This is a genomic window from Pseudaminobacter soli (ex Li et al. 2025) (assembly GCF_003012705.1).
Lineage (GTDB): Bacteria > Pseudomonadota > Alphaproteobacteria > Rhizobiales > Rhizobiaceae > Pseudaminobacter > Pseudaminobacter soli.
Genome location: NZ_PXYL01000020.1, coordinates 1 through 21411, shown reverse-complemented (window position 1 = coordinate 21411; position 21411 = coordinate 1). Strand labels below are relative to the sequence as shown.

The window sequence follows — 21411 nt, the reverse complement described above, 5'->3', positions numbered from 1 at the left end:
GGAAGAGCCGTCAGCCCTTCACGGCCGCGTGCCACTGCTTCAGGAATTCGAGGCGCTTGGCCGGCTCCATGAACTCGAGCCGCGAGGCATCGAGCGCCATGGGCTTGAGGTTGCCGCCGACCAGTTCATTGAGCGTCTTGATGTTCAGGCCCGCGTCGACGTCCTCGCGCAGCGACGGCATGCCTTTGGACGCGATGGCGTCCTGTCCTTCTTTCGACAGCATGAAGTCGAGGAAGAGCTTTGCGGCATTGGGATGCGGGCCGTCCTTGACTATCGCCGCGGTGCGCGAGAAGGCCGCCGTGTAATCCTTGGTGAAAGCGACCCCGAGATTGGGTGTGGTTTTCACCCAGTCGAGCGCGTAGGAGCCGATGAGGTTGAAGGCGATCGCATTCTCGCCCGAAACGACAGTTTCACGCATCGCGCCGGTCGCGGCATAGGTCTTGCCCTTGGCCGCGCCGAAGGCTTCCGCGAGCGTCCAGTAATCGTCGCGCTGCTTGGAATCGTTGGTCTGGATCATGAAACCCACCCCGGACTTTTCCGGATCGAAAGTCCCGATCTTGCCCGAAAACTCCGGCTTGGCGAACAGGGCGGCGAGTTCGGCGCGCGTCTGCGGAACCTGGTCCTCTGGCAGAACGGTCTTGTTGTAGATGATGCCGATCGGCTCCAGCGTGGTGGCATAGACCGTCTTGTCATAAACGGCCCAGGACGGCAGCGACGCCACTTCCGGCGATTCATACTGGGTGAGATAGCCGTCGGCCCCAAGCTTCACCGCCTGATCCACGCCCGAGGTCCAGATCAGATCGCCGCCGACCTGCTTCGCGGCGGCCTCGGAGATGACGCGATTGTAGACGCCGTTGGTGCCGACATCGTTGTAGTCGATCTTGATGCCCGGATATTTCGCGGTGAAGGCGTCGAGCAGGGCTTGCGCCTGCGACAGGTCGGTCGCGGCATAGATGGCGATTGCGCCTTCCTTGTTGGCCTCAGCCACCATCTCTTCGCTTGCCGCCACGGCAAGGCTCGTCGCACTGAAGGCGGCGGTAGCCGCGATCGCGGCGATCTTGAGAGTCAAAGTCATATTCTCCTCCTAGGTGATTGTCCGTCGGGAATGAAATGCACGACAAAGCCATCGCTGCCGCCTCAGAGGCATCCACCGACCGATGCTGAGATGTTCAGGCGCGCGGACCGTCCCAGACCCAGCGGGCCCGGACGCCCGACAGGCTCCAGGTAAAGCGTCAGAAAGGACCGGCCGGGGCCCCTCATCGCGGGCAATGGGCAAGGTGCCCGCTGCCGACGACAGGCGCGAAGTCTTGCATTGATTGTTCCTCCTGTCGGCCGCGTGTCTCCTCACCGACCGATCTGAGACAGGCTACGGGTAGAACCTGTCATGTACCTGTCACCGCGGCGCGGCCGAAAAGGCATGCCCCGGCCATGCCTTGCAGCCGACAATCCTGCATTTGGCGCGCTCGTCATTACTCTGCTGCCTGCAGCGTCACGGCAGCCGCCGCTTGCCCGATGTCGAGGGCTTGGTATGACATGGCTGTGCCTGAATGCACCTGCGATGCCGAGAACCGTTGATGTGCGAAGGGAGGCTTGCGCGGCACGTCGACGGAATTTGAAGCAACTCCCGCTTTGGGGAAATACCGGGATTATCTGGCAGGAGGGCAAACCCTTGGAATTCAGTAGGAGAACATTCATCACTTCCGCCTTGGCAGCGGGCGCGCTTGCTTCCGGCTCGCGCTATTCGATTGGCGCACAGCCCCCTGAAGGTCGGCTTCGTCTATTCGAGCCCAGTCGGCGACTTCGGATGGTCCTACCGCCATGAGGTCGGACGGCATTGAGACCAGCTTCATCGAGAACGTGCCGGACGGGCCCGACGCGGAACGCGTGCTGGTCGACAACGGCGCCGACGTCATCCTCCAGCACACCAACAGCACCGCACCATGCCAGGTTGCCGAGGAACGTGGCGTCTACTGCTTCGGCCAATATTCCGACATGTCGACATTCGCGCCAACCAAGCACCTGTGCCATCGTCGACAACTGGGGGGGCCAACTAGATCCGCCGCGTCCGCGAGCTGATGGAAGGGCGCTGGCAGAGCGCCTCGAGCTGGGGCGTCATGGCCGAGGCGCTGGTGGAGATAGCGCCCTACAACCCGGTCATATCGGCCGATGTCGTGAATGACGCCGAAGCGATACACAAGAGCATCATCTCGGGCGACCTGCATCCCTTCGCCGGGCCGATCATCAAGCGCAACGGCCAGGAAGGGGTGGCGACCGGGAAGGCGCTGGCCGACGAGGACATCCACGCCATGAACTGGTTCGTGCGCGGTATCGACGGCGACCTGCCGAGTTAACCCGGAAGAGGCCCCGAACGGGCAGCGGCGATACACCATTCCTGCTGGAACGCCGGCACCTATGATCGCGCGTTTAGCAGCCGTCGTTGTCGATCACGATGTCCAGCCTGCCACCGGGGAGCGGCGATAATGGCTTTTGCAGCACGGCGGCACTGCCGAGTTCGGTTTCCACTCTTTCGACAAAGCGAAAGCCATGCGCTTCGTAGAATGGCTGCGCCCGTTCATTTGCGACAAGCCAGAGATGCGTCGCCCCCCAGGCCCGTGCGCGCCGCTCGGCCTCGGTCAGCAATTGCGCGCCGATGCCCTTGCGCCATGCGGCCGGCGCGACGAACAGGTCTTCGAGAACGGCCCTGCCCTCCGCCCCATCGGCAATGACAGTTACGAAGCCGGCGATCTCCCCGGCCTGCTCAGCAAGCGTGATGAAGGGCAGATGCCCTGGCTGCACGATGCGCGCTTCCGGCAGCGCCTTCAGCGCCTCGGCATGATCTCCCCATGCCAGCGAGGATTCCAGCTTGAGCGCGCCCAGCCTGTCGAGGTCGCAGGCTTCGGCTGAACGCAGAGAGATGCCCGGGCCCATCAGGCCTCCACTACTTCGCCGGGCATGTCACCGGCATGTCCATGCGGGCTTTCAGCCACAGGGCGGCCTGCGACAGCACGTCGGCCATATGCGATTTTCCCGTAGCGTCGACCATGCCGTGATCGAAGGCCGGAAACTCCCAATAGGTCAGGTTGCAGCGCCCGTCCTTGGCGAAAAGATCGCTGACCATGCGGGCCGTATTGACCGAGGTGGCGGCATCTCTTGCCCCCTGTATCAGCAGGAATTCGGTGTCGGCGCGCAGCATATCATCAACGGGACGGCGGTCGATCCCATCCGCCCAGTATTTCAGGCTATGCCCGGCCCACAATTCCGCGCTGTCCGGATTCTGCCGGGCCTTCGCGAACGCCGCATCGGCTGTCAGCCGCCCGTCCTCGGGGATCGATTGGCGAACCTCCTCACCGAAGGTCACGCCACCGCCGGTGGAAATCAGAATGCTGAGGTCCGCCCTGACATCGGCGGCCAGTGCGGCCATGGTCATGCCACCTTCAGATCCTCCGAACAGGACCATCCTGCCGTCCCACCATGCCGCGCCGCGCAGGCTCTCGACAATCTGGCGATAGTCCGCGATGCGCTGGGACACCGTGTGATGCTCGCGAAAGGTCTGCGAGCAATCGAGATGATCGTTTGCCGGACTGTCTTTCGGATCGACGCCGTACTTCTCCACCGTCAGTGCTGCGAGGTCTGCAAAGGCTGCGCGCGCCGCCTGCATGCTGAGGCTCGCCATGGCCGGCGCACAACCAGACCCCTGCGCGATCACCACAAGCGCGGTTTCCCCTTTCCCCTCCGGTCGATCAAGTGTCCAGTGAATAGCGCTGCCATCGGCGCGCGGCGTTGCGTGCGATTGCGGTTCGGCCAAGGCGGGAGTGCCCCAGGCAAGGCCAGCGAGTGCTATGGAACAAAGATATCGAAGATTACGGGTCATTCCTGTCTCAGCGAATCGGCAAGGCCATTGCAGCCCGAAAACCAAGAGATAGGCGCGAAACCTTCCTAAACGACTTGTCGGGGAGCGCAAGTAGCGCAAGATGTGCCCACTGCCTCTGAGCACGTAGGTCGTCAAGCCGCGGTGTTGCACCCCGTTCCGAGGCTTGCCATGCTCTCAGCACATGGAGGGAGCGGGTCGCGAAGGCGGCAATTGCCCGTTATTCGCTGGACTTCATTTAGCGTCTTGGTCGACAGCACCCACATAGAAGAGGGCGCATGCCTCTTGTGACTAGGAGGGCTAGAGAAACTGTAATCTTCGTGCTACATATTCGTGCAATTTGTAGTGCGAAGGTGTCGAAATGCCTACTCCACACAACCCTCCCGCTGCGGTGCGGCGCGCGCTGCGCAAGCTTGGGGCGGATATCCATGATGCCCGTCGACGTCGACGGCTGCCGATGGCGGTCGTAGCAGAGCGCGCCTTCACGTCCCGGTCAACGTTGCAGAGGGTCGAAGCCGGGGACACCAACGTCAGCATCGGCATCTATGCCGGCGTCCTGCAGGCGCTCGGCCTGCTCGACGGCCTAAGCCAGGTCGCCGACATCAGCAAAGACAGCATCGGCCAGGCGCTCGCCAGCGCCAATCTGCCCAAGCACGTCCATCTCAAGCGGCCGACCGGATCGTCCCGTGATGGCTGACTTTGAGGTGCATATAGATCTGGACGGTCGCACGCGCCCGATCGGACTGGCGAGGAGCAATCGCGTCCGAGGCGTGGAGACCGTCCTCTTCGAGTACGACGGTGCATGGTTTGAGGACCCGGACCGCTTCTCGCTGGAGCCCGCACTTGCACTGACGCGTGGCGCATTCGCTCCTCCTGCCGGACTGGCGACGTTCGGCTCCATCGGCGACTCGGCGCCAGATACCTGGGGACGCCGCCTCATGCAGCGCGCCGAGCGTCGCCTCGCCGATCGCGAAGGCCGTGCCGTTCGCACCCTTGTGGAAAGCGACTACCTGCTCGGCGTCGCCGACGAGACAAGGCTGGGCGCACTCCGCTTCCGCTGGGTTGGGAACGAGGTTTTCCAGGCACCGATCCGTGCTGGCGTTCCTGCTCTGATTGAGCTTAGCCGGTTGCTCCAAATCACCGAACGGATTCTCCGGGACGAGGAAACGGATGAGGACCTCCAACTCATCTTTGCCCCCGGCTCCTCCCTCGGCGGCGCGCGTCCAAAGGCGTCGGTCATCGACCAACGTGGTTGCCTCTCCATTGCCAAATTCCCGAAGGAGACCGACGACTACAGCATGGAGACGTGGGAAGAGATCGCCCTGCGGCTGGCCGGCAAGGCAGGTATTGCCACTCCTCAACACGAGCTGATCGACGTCGCTGGCAAAGCGGTCATGCTGTCACGACGCTTCGACCGCGACGGTGCAATCCGCATCCCATTCCTGTCGGCGATGGCGATGATGGGCGCCAAGGACGGGGAGCGCGGCAGCTATCCGGAGATCGTCGATGCCCTTGCTCAACACGGCGCCCAGGGGAAGACGGACGCCCATGCCCTCTATCGGCGTGTCGTCTTCAACGTGCTGATCTCCAATGTCGACGACCACCTCCGTAACCACGGTTTCCTGTGGCTGGGAAAGGCCGGTTGGTCTCTCTCACCGGCATACGACCTCAATCCCGTTCCAACCGATCTCAAGGCACGGGTACTGACGACGAACATCAATCTCGACGAGGGCACCTGCTCGCTCGATCTACTGGAGGCCGCGTCTGAGTTCTTCGCGCTCACGCTGCCGCAAGCGCGCGCGATTATCAAAGAAGTCGCGACCGTGACCGCGACTTGGCGCAATACCGCCAGGGCAGTCAGCGCCCGCTCGACTGAGATTAATCGCATGGCCAGCGCCTTCGAGCACGACGACCTCAAGCGAGCGCTGGCGCTATGACGAGAACATCCCTTCACAGCTTTGAGCCAGCGGCCGCGAGTCCCATCACCGGCGCCACCGTCGATCTGGAAGTCTCAGACATCGAGGATGCCAGCATTCGAGAAGTGCTGCAGACGCCCGGCGCGGCCTATGGTGCGTGGTCGATCCTCGACGCATTGCTGGCACCGACCGGCGTGGGAACGCCGTTCATGCGTGCTCGACTTGCGCCTCAATCCGGGCGGCCTGCTCGACCAGGCGACGCGGCGCGGACGCCGTCGACCATCGCCTCGAAAGTGGCCGCCGGCACCGAGTAGAACTCGACCTTGTCGCCTCTCGTCACCGCGACAGCCTCGCCTGCCGCACGCCCGATGACTCCCTCCGCGTCTTCGCGGACCTCGGTAATCGAAACCGTCCTTGTCATGCGCTCTCCTCCAGCCAGCTTTCGACCTTCAGGCCCCTGATCCGGGCGAACTCGCTCACGTTGGCGGTGACCAGCGTCGTGCCCAGCGCGTAGGCGTGCGCGGCGATGAATAGGTCGTTGGGGCCGATGGGCTTGCCCGTGGCGTCCAGCTCGGCGCGGATGCCGGCATATGGCGACCTTCTTGGGCTCGCAGTCCGCTTCGGATCATCCGGTGAGGTGCTGGCGGCGGGCGAAGGCATCGAGAGCGTGCTATCCGTCCGTGAGGTGATGCCCGGAATGGCGGCCTGTGCAGCTCTCTCGGCAGCACACACGCGAGGCTTTGAGAAGGTCTGGTGTTGAACAGCGAGGCATCAAAATGCGCGGTTCCCGGGCATTGACGAGCATTTGTCTCGGCTTACATCCTCATGGAACTCAAAGCTCACTGCTGGCAGTCGGAGAGACCGGCAATGTCAGGCGTAGATGTTCTCTCGGATCTGATCCGCGCAGCCAACAGACCTGACGATCTGTGCAACTTCGAACGCGACAAACTCCTGGAACGGGCGGCGGAAACCATCAGCGATTACCGTGAGGCGCTCAATTCCGTGCCGACGAATAATCTCGGCTCCGGTGACATCGTCTTCGACCTTTACTCCATGGCCTATGCTGGCAATCCGCCAAGCCATCAAGCGGCATCGGAGGTCATGCTCAGGGCTGTTACGGACATCAGAACACTGCGCATTCAGATGAGACGGGCGCACCGTTTGCCTTAACCGACTGGCCCAAAGCAGCGCTCGACCGCCGATGTCACTGTGCTAGCCTCGACACTCAACCGCCTGAAGCTTGACGCGGCCAACCCCTCATGGGAGCGTTACCTCGCTGCTTCACAGCAAAACCCGAAACTTTTTACCCGCTTCGGCGGGTATTTTTTTGGCGCACTGGCATCACGATCACAATCCTATCGCTGCATATCGCCCTGCTGTGCGGCTCGGACGCGCATGCGATTGCCCCCCGCTCGCCCCGGCATAGATTCCGCGTTGACCGCTACCCATGAAACAACTTTGTCGGATGGAGAACGGTCATGGCAACCACCGACATCGTCTCCGATCTTATCCGCGCCGCGAACATTGGTCGATGACCTGACCTGCTTCGAACGGCGGGAGGTGCTGACCCACGCCGCCGAAACCATTGCCGAATACCGCCAAGTGCTCAACTTCACGCCGACGAATAATCTGGGATCGGGTGATGTCGTCTTTGCCCTATACCGGATGGCCTACAACATCGAGTTGTTCGGTCCCGCTGCGGTGTCCGAGGCAATGCTCAAGGCCGTCGTGGTTATCAGGGCACTGCGGATTACGCTGGACGAAATATAAATCTCTGTGTGAACTTGGGATATTCAGTGTAGAGCGGCCTTGAACCAGTCAACAAATCGGCAATATTGGCTATAGGATTGACGCGATTCAGAAAGCCCATCACCTAAATCAGGGTTACGCTCGCTATGCTCTTGTTGGGGAGATGCAGATGAAAGTGGAAGGACCGCGCTACCGACCGCCACTTAGTCAGCCTCCTGTCATTTTGGGTCCGAATTGCTGCGCCCGTTGCCGGAAGCCAGCGACGGTGAAGGTTCTGGTGGGGCCGCTTGTCTATGTCTGTGTCGCGTGCCTGGAAAGCGATCCTGCCGCTGGTGATCCATGGGAAGCCGACGGCGGTGAAGCCACCCACAAACAAGGCTGAAGAGCGCAAGGTGCCACCAGACGATCGCGGTCCTCGCCAGATACAGCACCCGCCCGTGCTCATCCCGATTGGTGGCGTTCAGCAGGCTAAGCCCGTCTAACACCATTGGGCAGAGGTTCGGCGCTGGGCTGGGGCCTTGACCACCAAACTCGCCATAACCCCAGATAGCGAACGAGTGCTATAGCCATATCGACTTCTTCGGTCATTCCCTCCTGAAACTTGCGGATCAGGAACTTGGCCGCACCACGCTGCATTGCGGGACTACACAACGGCTCTCGGAGATCGAATCGGGCGAGAACACGCTCAATCATCGCCATGTCGCTAGGGGCGAAATACTCGTGGTGACCGTCGGAAGACATGCGACCTCCCCGAAACCAGTGCTGAACTACCCGCGACAGCACTCCCATCACTGCAGTCAACAACTGCATGTGTTTTTGTGATTGAGCCGCTAACAAGATAAAAGTACTACCTTGTTCCGAATCAGTTAAGCGACTGGTAATTGAAATTTAGATGTCAAGACAATCCGAGCGAGCGAAGACGATACCGCAGCTTATGGGCTCGCTCCTCTGGTCGCCGACTTCCGCCTTCCGCTCTGGCTGAGCATCTAGACCTTGCCTTCCGAAGGCATTCTGCCAAAGTGTGTGCGCTACTAAGGCCCCATGGGAGCAAGACGGGCGGTGGCTCTTTGGGCCGGTCCGTCTTTTGGCCCTGCTCCGGCGGGTCCTTTTTTGCGATCATGCCCTATGAATGATGTTCAAGAAATTTCAATGGCTTGGCGTAATAGCTTCATATCGCACATAGAATCTCAACGGTTCCTTCTCGTAAGCAGGAGGCGGGCCCGATGCACCGGTCTCGTTTTGGTTGCCATCCTGAGAGCACCCAGCGACCTGCCAAATTAGCTGCCCATACAGAGAACGAAGCCCGTCCTCGCTGGCTCCTTGAGGCCTCGGCAATTGGGGTGAGCTTCTCTCCTTGTTTAGAGGCCGCCCAGGTTTTGGCCCCGACCCGCAAGCGCGTTACTGCTCGCTCGCCGCAGCTCCCCCTTCAATCTCTCAAGTCACGTGGCCGGTTCATCATTTCGATGGACCGCCATGGACCCAGCACATCACCCAAGCCAAACTCATGAACCAAGCCCCCACCAGCCTTGCCGACCACAAACCGGCAGCGGCGCACCAAGAACACAGCGACCTATACCGGCACGTTAGCCTGAGTTGGGATGACGGCGACGGTCCCGCGACCCGTATCATCGAATGTAAGAACCGAATTCAATGGAACATCCAGCGCCATAGAGGAGGCCGCTGGCGCGGAGAAAGATTCTGCCGGATGCGCGACAGCGGCGGCGTCTTCGCTCTCGTTCTGCGGTCGCGGAAGCCTCAGGTCTAGGAGTTCCCCCAGTGGGTGACCGACGCCTCCCGTCCATCCGTAAGAACGGCGGTTGCATCGCCGGTCAGGAGACGCTCGGTAAGGAAGGCGGTAGTCCGACGAGCAGACCCTCGGCGACGCTGGCGCCCCAGAGGGCCATCGCAGAGAAGCCCCCTCGGCTCAAGCGTCACCTGGGCGTCAGATAGGCTGGATCAATCGTCATCGTGACTCTCAACCCCTGCGCTGTCCATTCGCGCTTTATGCTTCCGCCAAGTTGCTTTTCGACGGTGATCTGACTGAGCCGAGTTCCGAAGCCTTCATGATCGGGAGCCCCTTCAAGTGTGCTGGCTCCGCGCTCGGTCCAGACCAGGACGATGTGCCCGTGCTGTTCGGCGCAGTCAAAGGATATGCTGCCCGACGGCTCCCGAAGGGCTCCGTGTTTGGCGGCGTTTGTCATCAGTTCGTTCAGGACTAGCGCGAGAGGCGTCACTGCCTGCGAGGAAAGGGTGAAATCTCTGCCGGTCACTCGAAGTCTTTCATCGTCGGCAGCATCCAGACACGGCGACAGGATGGTACGGATCAGCTCATGCAGTGTCGTCTGGGCGGTGCTGTCGGCTCCATCTGCGCTCGGAACCGTGAGTGCATGAGCTCGGGCGAGAGCCTCTAGGCGCCCGCTGGCCATCTCGGCCAGTTGGGCCGGGGTTCTAGCGCGGTTAGCGGACAAGGTGATCAAGCTGCTCGCAAGTGAAAAGACATTCTTGATGCGGTGTTCCATTTCTTTAAGGAGGAGCCGCCGTTGATCCTCGGCCTGTTTCCGCTCCGTGATGTCCCTGCCGATCCGTGAGGCGCCCACTATCTCGCCGTTGCCGTCTTTCAATGGCGAGACCGTCAGGGACACATGGATTGCGGTGCCGTCCTTGCGCAGGCGCACGGTTTCATAATGGTCGACGCGCTCTCCGTTTCGGATACGCGCCTGGATGCAGGACTCCTTGTCACGCAGCGCCGCGGGAATAAACATCGTCACTGACTTGCCGATGGCTTCATCGGCGCGATAACCAAAGAGTAGCTCAGCGCCGGTGTTCCAGCTTGTGATGGTCCCGTCGAGATTCTGGGTCACTATGGAGTCGTGAGAACTTTCGACGATGGCGGCGAGGAGTTGCGTGTCGCGGTCCAATCGGGATTTCTCTTCGTCTGTCGCGAGCCGCTTGACACCCTTGATCATTACACAAGCCCCTGCCACGTAAAAGTAAGCACGTTAAAAATTAAGGTATATTCTAAGAATACGACTTCCTCAAATCATCAATTTTACTGTCGTAATAATCTGACCTTATGCTGAAGCTACTTTCAGCAGGGTGAATTGTGGTTCATCGCCGAGTCATGTGTACCGAAACCGGATGGACCGTCGAAAAGGACCCCTAAGATGAACTGACCGCCACGCTCAACGCCATCCAGAGTTTGCGCTACACGACGCAGAAGAGCTTGCGGCGGTCTTGGGCATCACCGAGGCGGCCATGTCCAAGCGCATCCATCGCATCATCGCCACCGGACGGATCACCGAGGAAGCCAGCTTCGATCCCGAAGAGGAGGACGAAGACCCCGACTACTGACGCGGGGCAACACTTGGGAAGGGAGCTATGGCTCCCCTCCTGCTCTTTCCTGTTCTCTTTCTCCTATACCGGGGAAACTGGAAAGTGGCAGCTGCTGCTCAAGGCCCAGAACGATGAGTGCCGTGTGGGATATGAACGTCAGGAACGTGAAAGAGGCGGAAGTTATGCAATCGCCGAAGGAGGCCTGTCGGCTTCGCTGCGCGACCTTGGCCGTTTCGGCATGATCTACGCCAGGAATGGCTACCTCAACGGCAGACAAATCGTCCCGGAGGAATGGGTTCGTCAAACACGCATTGGCGATACGACACGCTTTGCCGAAGTTTACAAGACCGATTGGGCGCGGGGAGCCTATCGCAACCAGTTCTGGATCGATGATGTCGAAGGCTCTGTCATCATGGCACGCGGTGTCTTCGGCCAGTTGATTTATATCGACCACGAGCGGGACTTCGTGGGCGTAAAGCTTTCTAGCTGGCCAGTTGCCATCGATCCGGTCTTGCGCATCAATGCCCGAGATATGATGAACGCGATCGCAGCGAGTCTGTAGACACCCGCACTGTGCCGGGATCGCCCCGGTTGAGTTGCTCTAGGTTCGCACTGGTTCTCAGTAGTTTCGGGATACTCTGCCTCGGCCCTTGAAGTGGCATGCGACGGAGGCTACTTTCACGACTAACCCTGAACCGAGGCATAGACCATACGCGCCGCAACAAGATCTGCGAGCGACGATCCGACCGCTTTGAAAAGAGTGATCTGCCGGGCCGATGTTCGCGCTACGCATTGATTACGGCATAGATCCTGCAACGCGCCGACAATTTGGTCTTCCGTGATCGCGCCGCATTGCAGGGGTTGTATCAGGTCGCCGGCTTCCTTGAGCGCCTCGGGGCGATCCACATAGATCGTCGCCCGTTGCATGACTGCATCGTCCGCTTCGCGCATGTTTGGCGTGAAGCTGCCGATCAGGTCGACATGCGTGCCTTCCGACAACCACTCGCCGCGGATGATCGGATCGATCGCCAACGTCGCAGCGCTGACTATGTCCGCTGCTCCGACTTCTCGCTCAAGATCCTCCACGAGACGCGCCTTGAAGCCGCCATCGTTTAGCCGATGCACAAGATCTTTGGCTGCGCTTGCATTGATGTCCCACACGGCAACTTCCGTGATCGGGCGGATTGCCCGTAAGGCGTCGGGCACGAGACTGGCCACCTTGCCGGAACCGATCAGCAATAAGCGACTGGAATCTTCCCGTGACAGATAGTGGGCACCCAGCGCGGCTGTGGCAGCCGTGCGGCGTGCGGTAATCGTGTTGCCATCGATGAAGGCGAGCTGTTGGCCGGTATCGGCATCGCACAGAATGTAGGTCGACGTCAGACCCGGCAGATTTCGCGAACTGTTGCCGGGGCACACGCTGACGATCTTGATCCCGAGATAGCGGCGATCCATCTGTTCGTAGTCCCAGGCGGGCATCAGCAGCAAAGTCGAATCCGGTAGGACCCGACTTTCGATCGTATGGTGATGTCGCTCCGGGGATTCGCAACCGACGGCAAAGCCTTTGGCAAGCTCGTCGATCAACGCCCCATAAGCCAGTGCGTCCGCGGCCTGTCTGGCATCGATTATCTTCATTCGGGTGATTCCAACCGCCTCTATGCCCGTTACTGCGCAGAGGTCGGCATGTTGAAAATCTGCTGGATGGTACGGCCGTTGCGAATGCCTTCCAGCCACGCCTTTTCCTTAATGAGATGAGCCTCAGCCGCTGCCAGTATGTCCTCGGCCCGCTCAAGCGGGACGATCACCACGCCATCATCATTGCCGAGTACGATGTCGCCCGGGCGCACCACCGCGCCGGCCACCGAGATCGCGGCATCGATAATGCCGCCGAAACCGTGATGCGGTCCGCGCGGAACCACAGACTTGCAGAAAATGTTGAAACTGAGCTGACGCACCTCTTCAACATCACGGATCGCGCCGAAGACCACAGCGCCCCCCAGTTGCCTGTGGGCGGCCTCAGCCGTCATGATGCCACCCCACACGGCGGTGTCCTCCACGCCGCCGGCGTCGACAACAATCACCTCGCCCTGTTCAGCAATGCCGATCAGTTCGCAAATGCTGCCGCAATCGCCCGCCATGGCCGTCACCGTACGCGCTTGACCGCAGAGCGTGATGCCGCTCGAAACCGGCTTGATTACCGCACTCATCGCCTGGGTGCGATTGAGGCAATCGGAAGCGACCGCCGGAGGAATAGCGCGCCACGCATCCAGTTCAGCGTCCGACAGTTTTCTGAACGGGGCGTTTACTCTTTGAAATGCCATGTTGGCACACTCCTTGACGCACTGAACTCAGTGACGGTGGTTTTCCCATCCGGGATTGACGTTGTTTCGAACCTTGTTGCACAGAAGGAAATCCATCAGGATTTCCGCAGAGAACGTGCGCATATCGACATAGCCGGCGGCGGAATAGAACGCGGCATGCGGGGAGACGATCAACCGTCCAGCAAGCCAGTCTTCGTCATTGCGCCAAGCTTCGAGCAAGGCCGGCGACGGCGATGGCGGCTCGACAGGCAGCACATCCAGCCCCGCTGCGGCGAGCTTGCCGCTCTTCAGCGACCGGTAGAGCGCGTCGATATCGAGGAGACCGCCGCGGGCAATATTGATCAGGATGCTGTCGTCGCGAAATTGGGCCAGCAATGCGTCGTTGATCATCGCCCGCGTCGCAGTGCTCAGCGGTACATGCAGGCTGACGATGTCGGACTGAGCGACCAGTTCCTCGAGCGATTGCTTGCGTGCAATGCCCAAGCCAAGTTCGTGCCCTTCGGGCAGATAGGGGTCGTAGTAGATAACGTCCATATCCAGTGCCGCCGCTCGGCGCGCGATGGACGTACCGATACGACCGAGACCGATGGCGCCGAATGTCAGTCCGCGAATGCGCCGCACGACCGGCGCATTTTCAGCCACGAACCCCCGGACCAGATCAGCCTTGAGACGCCTTTCATATGTGCCGAGGCCACGGGTCAGATAGAGCAGCATGGCGATGGCATGATCCGCGACTTCCGTGGTCCCGTAATTCGGCACATTGGAGACCGCGATACCTGCCTTGCGGCACGCATCGACATCAACATTGTCGAAGCCGACGCCGACCCGGACGATCAGTTTGCACTTATCGAGCAAAGCGACCGTGTCGGGTGCAATCCGCATGCGATGCCAGACAAGAATTCCGTCGCACTCTCGCCAGTGTTGTTCGGGAATCGCCCTCGGATCGGTCTCATCATAGATCAGGTACTCAAAATGTTCCCCGGAAATCGCGCTTTCGATGGAAAGGTCCCGTAAATGAGCATCCGGCACCAGGATTTTGTAGGTCCGCATTAAGTCTTCCTCCAACGACGATCACAAGACTTTCGCCAAGAATGATTTCAGGCGCGGATCGGACGGATTGTTAAAGAACCGGTCCGGCGCACCGTGTTCGACCATCACGCCGCCATCGGTAAAAAACACCTGATCGGCGACTTGCTGCGCAAAGCGCATTTCATGAGTCACCAGCACGCAGGTCATGCCCTCTGAGGCCAGATCGCGGATAACGTTGAGCACTTCCTGGACCATCTCTGGATCGAGCGCGGCAGTGACCTCGTCGAAAAGAATGATTTCCGGCTGCATGGCCAGAGCGCGGGCGATAGCAACCCGTTGCTGCTGACCGCCTGACAGTTCGCCCGGATAGGCGTTTTCCTTACCGGACAACTGAACCTTGGCGAGGAGCTTCACCGCGCGTTCGTGCACGTCCTGTTTGTTGTGGCCCAGCACCTGGATCGGCGCCATCATGATATTCTGCAGGACCGTCTTGTGCGGAAACAGGTTGTATTGCTGGAACACCATCGACACTTTGTGGCGCAATGGAACCAGCTCCTTTTCGGATTGCAGGAGCTCAACGGAGAAATCGTCCACCCGGATCGTGCCACGATCGACGGATACCAAACCGTTGAGGCAACGTAACAGTGTCGATTTGCCCGAGCCGGACGGGCCGATAATACAGGCGACGTCACCAGCCTGAATGGTCATCGAAATTCCCTTGAGCACGGCGATTGACCCGTAGCTCTTGTAGATGTTCGCAACTTCGATGAAGGGCTTGCAAGGTGGTGTATTCATGTCACTTGCCTTTGCTCAGGCTGCGCTCAAGGGCGCGCGTCCAGGTCGCCAAGGGATAGGCGAAAAGAAAAAACAGCAGGAGGATGTAGAGATAGACGGCCGCGGCATAGTCGTCGCCGTCGCTGGCAATGACCGTCTTGCCGATCGAAAGCACATCGGATGTCCCGGTGACCACGACAAGGCTAGTGCCGATGAAGAGCATCGCATAGGTGGTCATCAGGTTCGGGAGCATCAGCGGGAATGCCTGAGGCAGAATGATGAGGCGCAGAATCTGGCCGCGGCGATAACCGAGTGCGCGCGCGGACTCCCACTGGCCGTCCGGCACGGCATGTATGCCGTTGCGAAAGGCTTCCGCGATATAGGCGGTCACAGGGAATGACAGGCCGATGACAGCCTTGAGAAACGGCGAGACGAAAATGTGATGGCCGAAGATGCTCACATTGAATGGCAGCAGGTAGAGCATCGCATAGAGCACCACCAGCCATGGAGAACTGCGCAGCAGATTCATGAACACGACGGCGACGCTTCTGACCATCGCATTCGGGGAAACCATCGCGCCCCCTAGAAAGAAGCCGCAAACGAGCGCTATCGCCATGGAAAGGACGCTAATGATCACATTGGCGGAAAAGCCGCCGCCGAAGCCGGAGAAGTTGGAGCTGCCGGTGAGGAGGAGAGAAGAGCGGTCAAAAAGAACCCGCAATGCCTCGCCTGTTCCCTGTCCGTAAAGGGTGAGGAGGACGGCCAGCAGGGCGGCGACAACACCAAAGAAGCCGAATGTAGCAGAAGTGGTTTCTTTGCTCATTTCATTGCTCCCGCGCCAAATCCAGGAATAGTCAAAGCCTTTGCGAGCTGTTTTGCGAGCAGGACGACCAGTGTGGTTATGACGAGATAGATCAGCCAGAGCACGATCATCACTTCGAGATTGAGGAAGGTCTCCAGCGTGATCTGGGTTGCGTAGAACATGACGTCGGTTACTGCGACGAGCGCGGCCTGGGCCGAGGTCTTGATTAAGCTGACGACATTGCTGGTCATATTCGGAATGGTCAGCCGCAGAGCAATCGGCAGTTCGATCCAGCGGAAAATCTGTGCACGGCTATAGCCGAGGCTTATGCCGCCCTCGACCGTCTGGCGCGGTACCGAATTTATTCCTGAGCGGATAACTTCGATGGCGATGGAGCCATTATATAGCGCCAGAGATATCACGACGCAGGCAAACCCGGACAAGAGAGGTATCCGTTCGCCAGTCGTGGCATCGGTGTAAGACATGCCGAGATCGGACAGCATGAAATACAGGAAGAGCAGTTGCACAAGCGGCGGCGTATTTCTGAACAGATCGATCATGATGATCGTCAACGGCTTGGCGACCGGAATGTTGAAATGAATAATTGCCGCGCCAACAACACCGATGATCAGCATCAGGATGGTGCCGACGCCAGTTATGGCAAGGGTCGTGCCAAGCCCTTCCAGCAGCCAGTCTTGATAAAGCGGGTCTGCCAGCCATTCAAAATCAAGACTGAATAGCATTATTTAGTTCCGGTGTTTGCTCGGATTCTGCGGCTGCAAGTCGGACCACATCGCAACCGGGTTGCTGGTTGACGGCGGCGGACGCTCTTGCCCGCCTACCACAACCGGTCACTTTGTCCCCGATATCTGTCAATCAATATCCGGCCGCCTTGGCGTCCGCAGCGCGCTTGGCGACATATTCCGTTTCGCCCATGTTATAAGCCTTTTCGGCCTCGACCAGAATCCCCGCCGCTTCAGCGGCAAGAATGGCCTTGTTCACAGCCTCCAGAAAGCGCGGCTCATTCTTGCGCACACCGCCTGCGATCGGGATGTAGTTGAACGTATCGAGCGCGATCTTATACTTCTTGCCCCATTCCGGGTCGGAGAGCTTTTGCTGCAATATGGGCCCGTCAAAGGCCAAGCCGGCGCAACGGCCGTCCTGGAAAGCTTTGAACATGTCGGCGGTTCCGGTAAACAGCACCGTCTGGGCGCCATAGGTCCCCGTCAGTGCGCGATTATAAAGATTGCCCTGCATGCCGCACAATTTCAGGCCGCGCACGTCTTCCCACTTGGAAATGGTCGTCTCTTTCGGCGCCATCAGGACCACGCCGGCCATGTTGTAGTATTCTTCAGTGAAGTCGAGGACTTTGGCGCGCTCCGCATTCTTGCCAAGCGTCGCCAGGATCAAATCGATTCTTCCGGCATTCAATAACTCGATACGGTTCGAGGCCACCACTGGGACCAACTCGATATCGCCCTCCGAGCCGACAAGCGCTCCGGCAACAAATTTCGCCAGATCGATTTCGAATCCTTTCAGTTGGTCGTCCTTGGTTAGAAAGCCAAAGGGCACGTAGTCATTCTTGATACCGACAATCAGCTTGCCTCGTGCCTTGATATCGTCGAGCTGATCCGCTCGGGCAGTGGCGCCAACCGCAATTCCCGAAATCGCCGCTGCAAGCGAAAGCTTGATGAGTGAACTCATGATCATTGAAATTCCCCGTTTTTTCATTCGACAGGACTCTATAGACAAACAGAATATAATTCATAATACTTATTTCTTAGATTAACATAAGTTTGCCTTATAAGGAGGAAGCGGTGTACATCAGGCAGCTCGAAGCTTTCAAGGCTGTGATGGCGATGGGGAGCGTCAGTCGCGCTGCCGAGCTGCTCTGCGTTTCCCAGCCAGCTGTCAGCCAATTGATCAATCAGCTGGAGCTCTATTGCGGCTTTCCGCTTTTTGAGCGCAAGGGCAAGAGATTGCATCACACGCGGGAAGCAGAAGCCCTTCTGGTCGAGGTTGAAGCCATGTTTGCCAGCGTCAACCGAGTTGCCCGGGTCGCTACGGCCCTCAGAGATCAGAAATGGGGAGCGTTGACGATCGGGGCATTCCCCGCCATCGCGCGCCGTGATCTCCCAAAAATCGTCGCCGACTATGCGCAGCAGCGGCCAAATGTGGTCTTTCACTTGCAGAGCATGATTTCAAGAAGTCTGATCGACGCCGTCGCAAGCCGTCAGCTGGATTTCGGCATCAGCTTCATTCCGGGGGACCGGGATGAGATCGAGAGCATTCCACTAAAGAATTTGCGAGCTGTATGCATCTTGCCCGTCGGCCATCCGCTTGCGGAAAAGGAGATCATCAATGCACGGGATATTGCAGGGGAGCCCTTTATCTCGCTCGGGCCTCAGGACCAGTCACGCATGCTGATCGACAAGATATTCGACGACCTGCAGCTTCCGCGCAAAATGCAAATCGAAACCGGACAGTCAGAGACCGCCTGTACCTTTGTATCCCTGGGTGCCGGTGTTTCGGTGGTGGATCCGATCAGCGCGGCGGGATGTGGCGGCGACAGTTTGGTTGTCCGGCAGTTCGAACCGGTAATCACGTTCAATATCTGGCTCATACGGCCGAGAATGGCAGTGAAATCCGGCATTATCGATCATTTCATCGAATTTCTTCAGAATGAACTATCGAAGTCGTCAATCTGAGAGGCGGATTTCGGGCACGCAACGATCAATCTCATTGTCAGCGGCTGCATAGCCGCCCAGCCTGTTGAGGCATCAAGGCGGCGTTCATTGTCTCCCAGCCAAACCTCTGGATTACTGCGCCGGCGCTGAACGATCAGACCAGACTGATAGCGAAGATCGTCATGTAATTGATGGCTTCCGTACGGAGCGTGACCTCATGCAATTGGGTCGGCTCTCGATCAGGTAACAGGCCTATTCCGTGCCGGAATGACCTCTTTCAAATGTCTTCATATGCAATCTGTGGCTAACCGATATCCTGCTTTGTATTTAAATCTCCGAAACAGAGTTGAGCGAATGCAGATCGACCCTAGATCCCACGGTCTTTGGGAAAAGACCGCACCTAAGGCACCTTTGACTTCGATTTTGAACGAAAGTGTTTCTGCAGACGTCGTCATCGTCGGCGGCGGCTTTACGGGTTTCTCGACGGCTCTTCATCTCGCGAAATTGAATGTCACGTCGATCGTGCTGGAAGCCGTTGAGATTGGCTTTGGAGGCTCGGGCCGAAACGTCGGTCTTGTCAACGCCGGTCTGTGGATCATGCCCGACGACGTGTTAGGAATCCTCGGACAGAAGCACGGCGAGAGGTGCCTGAAGGCCTTGTCGGATGCTCCGAAGCTCGTTCGTGATGTTGTGGACGAGGAGGAAATTCCTTGTGAGCTTGTGAGGAACGGAACACTCCATCTCGCGGCTAACAGCAACGGCCTCTCCGAACTCAAAGATCGGTATGCCCAGTGGAGTGCCCGGGGTGTATCGGTCGAATTGCTTGATGGTGGAGAAGCAGAACGTCGGACCGGGTCTTCCGCGTACTGTGGGGCTCTGTTCGACCCGCGCGCCGGGACAATTCAGCCGCTCGCCTATGTGCGAGGCCTTGCAAAAGCGGCGATCAAGAAGGGCATCAAGGCCTATACACAGAGCCCCGTCATTGCAGCAGAGCGGTCCGGCGCAGGCTGGCTGGTCAGAACTCGTGCGGGATCGGTTGCAGCAAAATGGGTCGTCGTGGCAACAGACGCGTACTCGGTTGGCCCCTGGGAAATCGTTCGCGACGAGCAGGTTCATCTCCCATATTTCAACTTTGCGACGGCACCACTTTCCGACAATCTACAGAGGACGATCCTTCCCGGACGCGAAGGCTGCTGGGATACCAAGGACATTCTTTCCTCCTTCCGGATGGACCAACAGGGTCGCTTGGTTTTCGGGAGTGTTGGTGCCCTCCGTAACACGGGCCGCTCGGTTCACAGGGCATGGGCAAAGAGATCGCTGAAACAACTGTTTCCTCAGCTTGGTGATGTCGAATTCGAGGCCGAGTGGTATGGAAAGATCGGAATGACCACTGATGCTGCGCCGCGCTTCCACAGATTAGACGAACACGTGGTGGGTTTCAGCGGCTACAATGGTCGGGGTATTGCACCAGGGACCGCCTTCGGGAAACTGCTTGCCTCGTATGTTGCTGGCCAAATCGACGAGGAAGACCTACCACTCCCCGTCACGGAAGCGAAAGCGCAGTCGCTACGAACGGTGAAAGAGGCCTATTACGAGGTCGGCGCCCAGGTTGCGCATATGGCCGGGGCCAGGTTTTAGGAGGGTTGATTGCAGGTACCGCGTCGCTTTTTGCCCTCGCTTCCATTGCTTGCGGCGTTTGAGTCGGCGGCACGAACCGGCAGTGTCACGGCCGCGGCCAAGGAGCTCAATCTCACCCAGAGCGCGGTGAGCCGTCAGATCCGCGCGCTCGAGGAGCAACTTGACGTTGAGCTGTTCCACCGGGAGAAACAGACGATAAAGCTGACGGTCGGCGGCGAGGGTTACGCCCGCGAGATCCGCGATGCACTTCGCAAGATCAGCAGCGCGTCCCTTAACCTGCGCGCGAATCCGTTTGGAGGAACGCTGAACCTTGCGATCCTGCCGACCTTCGGGACGCGCTGGCTTGCGCCGCGGCTGTCGGATTTCCTTGCCCAGAACCCAGGCATAACAGTCAACCTGGTCACGAAGATCACCGCGTTCGATTTCCGTCTCGAACCCGTTGACGCAGCTATCCACTTCGGTCGGCCGGAATGGCCGGGCGGCGAACTGACATTGCTTCGCCACGAAATCGTCGTGCCGGCCTGCAGTCCGGCGCTCCGCAAGCAGTTCGATTTCGTGGATCCGTCGGACCTGCGCCAGGCGCCGCTGTTGCATCTGGCAAGCCGGCCTGACGCCTGGGAAAGATGGATGGTGACGAACGGCGTCATGCCGGACGCGGTCCACGGCATGCTCTTCGACCAGTTCGCAACCGCCGCGCAGGCGGCCATAGCCGGCGTCGGCGTGGCGTTGCTGCCGAAGTTCCTGATCGAGGAAGAACTTGCCCTCGGCAAGCTCGTGTGCGCGCTCGACGTCCAGATGAAGAGTGCCGAGGAGTATTATCTGGTCTGGCCGTCCGACCGTACCTCCCATCCGCCGCTGCTCGCGTTCAAGAAGTGGATTCTCGCACAGACCGCAGCGGACCGGTGACCCATTCATTCCCAATGGGAAAAGTGTCTGACCTAAAGCACGTCAAGCTGACCGAGGCGGTCCGCGCCCACCACAAGCGCAACCGTCTGGCCGGCGCGCGGCGGCCGAAGTCGCTGTTGTCGGGGCTGCGGCTGCTGCGGCGACCCCTACTCCTTGCGCAGCGTCGACCGCTTCGCCTGCTCCAGCCACATTAGCAATGGCGCCTGTGCAAACCGGCGTACGATTGCGCGTAGCGAACTGGAACAGGCGCCGGAGGCAGCGGCGGCGGCGATGCGCGCCTATGCCGAGGAGAGCAACCGGCTCAACCGCGAGCGCCGCGCCAATGCCGCGACCTGGACGGTGGACCTGGTGCAGGTGGAGAAGCAGATCCGCAGCCTCATCGAGGCGA

The 21411-nt window shown here is 59.4% G+C and carries 22 protein-coding genes and 3 pseudogenes; 13 read left to right on the top strand and 12 right to left on the bottom strand.

Annotated elements, in window-relative coordinates; all coding sequences use genetic code 11:
• Window positions 1-10: 10 nt before the first annotated feature.
• The gene (locus C7I85_RS25405; protein WP_106726797.1) at window positions 11-1075 is read right to left on the bottom strand and encodes an ABC transporter substrate-binding protein; all 1065 of its coding nucleotides are present in this window, start codon (window positions 1073-1075) and stop codon (window positions 11-13) included.
• Window positions 1076-1427: 352 nt separating this feature from the next.
• On the opposite strand from C7I85_RS25405, the pseudogene C7I85_RS25400 reads away from it, so the two are divergent.
• The 3 genes and pseudogenes from C7I85_RS25400 to C7I85_RS31820 form a co-directional block, all read left to right on the top strand.
• Window positions 1428-1523 (top strand): annotated as a pseudogene (locus C7I85_RS25400) (IS481 family transposase); the annotation flags it as partial.
• A gap of 295 nt (window positions 1524-1818) precedes the next feature.
• Window positions 1819-2076 (top strand): hypothetical protein, encoded by a 258-nt coding sequence (locus tag C7I85_RS31825; protein WP_181257383.1) that lies wholly within the window; start codon window positions 1819-1821, stop codon window positions 2074-2076.
• A complete protein-coding gene (locus C7I85_RS31820) occupies window positions 2076-2351 on the top strand; it encodes a hypothetical protein (protein WP_181257381.1) in 276 nt (91 codons plus the stop codon). Before C7I85_RS31825 ends, C7I85_RS31820 begins: the two co-directional genes overlap by 1 nt.
• 73 nt (window positions 2352-2424) lie before the next feature.
• Here the strand turns inward: C7I85_RS31820 and C7I85_RS25390 are convergent, their stop codons facing one another.
• Both C7I85_RS25390 and C7I85_RS25385 read right to left on the bottom strand, forming a co-directional pair.
• Window positions 2425-2928 carry a GNAT family N-acetyltransferase gene (locus tag C7I85_RS25390; protein ID WP_106726796.1) on the bottom strand — a complete coding sequence of 168 codons (504 nt, stop codon included), beginning with the start codon at window positions 2926-2928 and terminating at the stop codon, window positions 2425-2427.
• 10 nt (window positions 2929-2938) lie between these two features.
• Complete coding sequence (locus C7I85_RS25385) at window positions 2939-3871, bottom strand: alpha/beta hydrolase family protein (RefSeq protein ID WP_245445105.1); 933 nt, start codon at window positions 3869-3871, stop codon at window positions 2939-2941.
• Between the two features lie 358 nt (window positions 3872-4229).
• On the opposite strand from C7I85_RS25385, the gene C7I85_RS25380 reads away from it, so the two are divergent.
• From C7I85_RS25380 to C7I85_RS25370, 3 genes are read left to right on the top strand one after another with little or no spacing between them, the layout of a single operon-like run.
• Entirely contained in the window at window positions 4230-4565 is a 336-nt protein-coding gene (locus C7I85_RS25380) for a helix-turn-helix domain-containing protein (RefSeq protein WP_106726794.1), read from the top strand.
• A complete protein-coding gene (locus C7I85_RS25375; protein ID WP_106726793.1) occupies window positions 4558-5805 on the top strand; it encodes a type II toxin-antitoxin system HipA family toxin in 1248 nt (415 codons plus the stop codon). The genes C7I85_RS25380 and C7I85_RS25375 overlap by 8 nt, the downstream gene beginning before the upstream one ends.
• Window positions 5802-6098, top strand: a complete 297-nt coding sequence (locus C7I85_RS25370) for a hypothetical protein (protein WP_245445104.1) — start codon at window positions 5802-5804, stop codon at window positions 6096-6098. The genes C7I85_RS25375 and C7I85_RS25370 overlap by 4 nt, the downstream gene beginning before the upstream one ends.
• 103 nt (window positions 6099-6201) lie before the next feature.
• Here C7I85_RS25370 and C7I85_RS25365 read toward each other — a convergent pair.
• Window positions 6202-6375, bottom strand: a pseudogene (locus tag C7I85_RS25365) (PIN domain-containing protein); the annotation flags it as partial.
• 276 nt (window positions 6376-6651) lie between these two features.
• Between C7I85_RS25365 and C7I85_RS25355 the strand changes: the two are divergent.
• Window positions 6652-6954 carry a hypothetical protein gene (locus tag C7I85_RS25355; RefSeq protein ID WP_106726792.1) on the top strand — a complete coding sequence of 101 codons (303 nt, stop codon included), beginning with the start codon at window positions 6652-6654 and terminating at the stop codon, window positions 6952-6954.
• Window positions 6955-7308: 354 nt separating this feature from the next.
• Window positions 7309-7554: a hypothetical protein gene (locus C7I85_RS25350; RefSeq protein WP_106726791.1), complete on the top strand. Its 246-nt coding sequence runs from the start codon at window positions 7309-7311 to the stop codon at window positions 7552-7554.
• Window positions 7555-9464: 1910 nt separating this feature from the next.
• Here the strand turns inward: C7I85_RS25350 and C7I85_RS25340 are convergent.
• Window positions 9465-10499 carry a PAS domain S-box protein gene (locus C7I85_RS25340; RefSeq protein WP_106726789.1) on the bottom strand — a complete coding sequence of 345 codons (1035 nt, stop codon included), beginning with the start codon at window positions 10497-10499 and terminating at the stop codon, window positions 9465-9467.
• A gap of 398 nt (window positions 10500-10897) precedes the next feature.
• On the opposite strand from C7I85_RS25340, the gene C7I85_RS25335 reads away from it, so the two are divergent.
• The gene (locus C7I85_RS25335; protein ID WP_106726788.1) at window positions 10898-11428 is read left to right on the top strand and encodes a serine hydrolase; all 531 of its coding nucleotides are present in this window, start codon (window positions 10898-10900) and stop codon (window positions 11426-11428) included.
• Between the two features lie 122 nt (window positions 11429-11550).
• On the opposite strand, the gene C7I85_RS25330 is transcribed toward C7I85_RS25335, so the two are convergent.
• From C7I85_RS25330 to C7I85_RS25300, 7 genes are all read right to left on the bottom strand, one after another.
• Window positions 11551-12501, bottom strand: a complete 951-nt coding sequence (locus C7I85_RS25330; protein WP_106726787.1) for an ornithine cyclodeaminase family protein — start codon at window positions 12499-12501, stop codon at window positions 11551-11553.
• Window positions 12502-12530: 29 nt separating this feature from the next.
• Window positions 12531-13187 (bottom strand): RraA family protein, encoded by a 657-nt coding sequence (locus C7I85_RS25325; protein ID WP_106726786.1) that lies wholly within the window; start codon window positions 13185-13187, stop codon window positions 12531-12533.
• A 27-nt stretch (window positions 13188-13214) separates the two neighbouring features.
• On the bottom strand, window positions 13215-14237 hold the full coding sequence (locus tag C7I85_RS25320; protein ID WP_106726785.1) for a C-terminal binding protein: 1023 nt from the start codon (window positions 14235-14237) through the stop codon (window positions 13215-13217).
• A 21-nt stretch (window positions 14238-14258) separates the two neighbouring features.
• Window positions 14259-15011, bottom strand: coding sequence for an amino acid ABC transporter ATP-binding protein (locus C7I85_RS25315; protein ID WP_106726784.1), 753 nt, complete (start codon window positions 15009-15011; stop codon window positions 14259-14261).
• 1 nt (window position 15012) lies between these two features.
• Window positions 15013-15813 (bottom strand): amino acid ABC transporter permease, encoded by an 801-nt coding sequence (locus C7I85_RS25310; RefSeq protein ID WP_106726783.1) that lies wholly within the window; start codon window positions 15811-15813, stop codon window positions 15013-15015.
• Window positions 15810-16535 (bottom strand): amino acid ABC transporter permease, encoded by a 726-nt coding sequence (locus C7I85_RS25305; protein ID WP_106726782.1) that lies wholly within the window; start codon window positions 16533-16535, stop codon window positions 15810-15812. Before C7I85_RS25305 ends, C7I85_RS25310 begins: the two co-directional genes overlap by 4 nt.
• Before the next feature lie 133 nt (window positions 16536-16668).
• Window positions 16669-17523: a transporter substrate-binding domain-containing protein gene (locus C7I85_RS25300; RefSeq protein WP_245445103.1), complete on the bottom strand. Its 855-nt coding sequence runs from the start codon at window positions 17521-17523 to the stop codon at window positions 16669-16671.
• An 86-nt stretch (window positions 17524-17609) separates the two neighbouring features.
• On the opposite strand from C7I85_RS25300, the gene C7I85_RS25295 reads away from it, so the two are divergent.
• The 4 genes and pseudogenes from C7I85_RS25295 to C7I85_RS25280 all read left to right on the top strand — a co-directional run.
• A complete protein-coding gene (locus C7I85_RS25295) occupies window positions 17610-18500 on the top strand; it encodes a LysR substrate-binding domain-containing protein (protein WP_106726780.1) in 891 nt (296 codons plus the stop codon).
• Between the two features lie 333 nt (window positions 18501-18833).
• Complete coding sequence (locus tag C7I85_RS25290; protein ID WP_106726779.1) at window positions 18834-20117, top strand: NAD(P)/FAD-dependent oxidoreductase; 1284 nt, start codon at window positions 18834-18836, stop codon at window positions 20115-20117.
• Window positions 20118-20126: 9 nt separating this feature from the next.
• Window positions 20127-21023 carry a LysR family transcriptional regulator gene (locus tag C7I85_RS25285; protein ID WP_106726778.1) on the top strand — a complete coding sequence of 299 codons (897 nt, stop codon included), beginning with the start codon at window positions 20127-20129 and terminating at the stop codon, window positions 21021-21023.
• A 153-nt stretch (window positions 21024-21176) separates the two neighbouring features.
• Window positions 21177-21411 (top strand): annotated as a pseudogene (locus tag C7I85_RS25280) (recombinase family protein); the annotation flags it as partial.

Bases quoted from the DNA above. Each gene is read 5' to 3' on its own strand.
- C7I85_RS31820 (WP_181257381.1), top strand. From the start codon at position 2,076: ATGGAAGGGCGCTGGCAGAGCGCCTCGAGCTGGGGCGTCATGGCCGAG.
- C7I85_RS25330 (WP_106726787.1), bottom strand. From the start codon at position 12,501: ATGAAGATAATCGATGCCAGACAGGCCGCGGACGCACTGGCTTATGGG.
- C7I85_RS25375 (WP_106726793.1), top strand. From the start codon at position 4,558: ATGGCTGACTTTGAGGTGCATATAGATCTGGACGGTCGCACGCGCCCG.
- C7I85_RS25315 (WP_106726784.1), bottom strand. From the start codon at position 15,011: ATGAATACACCACCTTGCAAGCCCTTCATCGAAGTTGCGAACATCTAC.
- C7I85_RS25390 (WP_106726796.1), bottom strand. From the start codon at position 2,928: ATGGGCCCGGGCATCTCTCTGCGTTCAGCCGAAGCCTGCGACCTCGAC.
- C7I85_RS25355 (WP_106726792.1), top strand. From the start codon at position 6,652: ATGTCAGGCGTAGATGTTCTCTCGGATCTGATCCGCGCAGCCAACAGA.
- C7I85_RS25310 (WP_106726783.1), bottom strand. From the start codon at position 15,813: ATGAGCAAAGAAACCACTTCTGCTACATTCGGCTTCTTTGGTGTTGTC.
- C7I85_RS25325 (WP_106726786.1), bottom strand. From the start codon at position 13,187: ATGGCATTTCAAAGAGTAAACGCCCCGTTCAGAAAACTGTCGGACGCT.
- C7I85_RS25290 (WP_106726779.1), top strand. From the start codon at position 18,834: ATGCAGATCGACCCTAGATCCCACGGTCTTTGGGAAAAGACCGCACCT.
- C7I85_RS25340 (WP_106726789.1), bottom strand. From the start codon at position 10,499: ATGATCAAGGGTGTCAAGCGGCTCGCGACAGACGAAGAGAAATCCCGA.
- C7I85_RS31825 (WP_181257383.1), top strand. From the start codon at position 1,819: ATGAGGTCGGACGGCATTGAGACCAGCTTCATCGAGAACGTGCCGGAC.
- C7I85_RS25380 (WP_106726794.1), top strand. From the start codon at position 4,230: ATGCCTACTCCACACAACCCTCCCGCTGCGGTGCGGCGCGCGCTGCGC.
- C7I85_RS25320 (WP_106726785.1), bottom strand. From the start codon at position 14,237: ATGCGGACCTACAAAATCCTGGTGCCGGATGCTCATTTACGGGACCTT.
- C7I85_RS25300 (WP_245445103.1), bottom strand. From the start codon at position 17,523: ATGAAAAAACGGGGAATTTCAATGATCATGAGTTCACTCATCAAGCTT.
- C7I85_RS25305 (WP_106726782.1), bottom strand. From the start codon at position 16,535: ATGCTATTCAGTCTTGATTTTGAATGGCTGGCAGACCCGCTTTATCAA.
- C7I85_RS25405 (WP_106726797.1), bottom strand. From the start codon at position 1,075: ATGACTTTGACTCTCAAGATCGCCGCGATCGCGGCTACCGCCGCCTTC.
- C7I85_RS25385 (WP_245445105.1), bottom strand. From the start codon at position 3,871: ATGACCCGTAATCTTCGATATCTTTGTTCCATAGCACTCGCTGGCCTT.
- C7I85_RS25370 (WP_245445104.1), top strand. From the start codon at position 5,802: ATGACGAGAACATCCCTTCACAGCTTTGAGCCAGCGGCCGCGAGTCCC.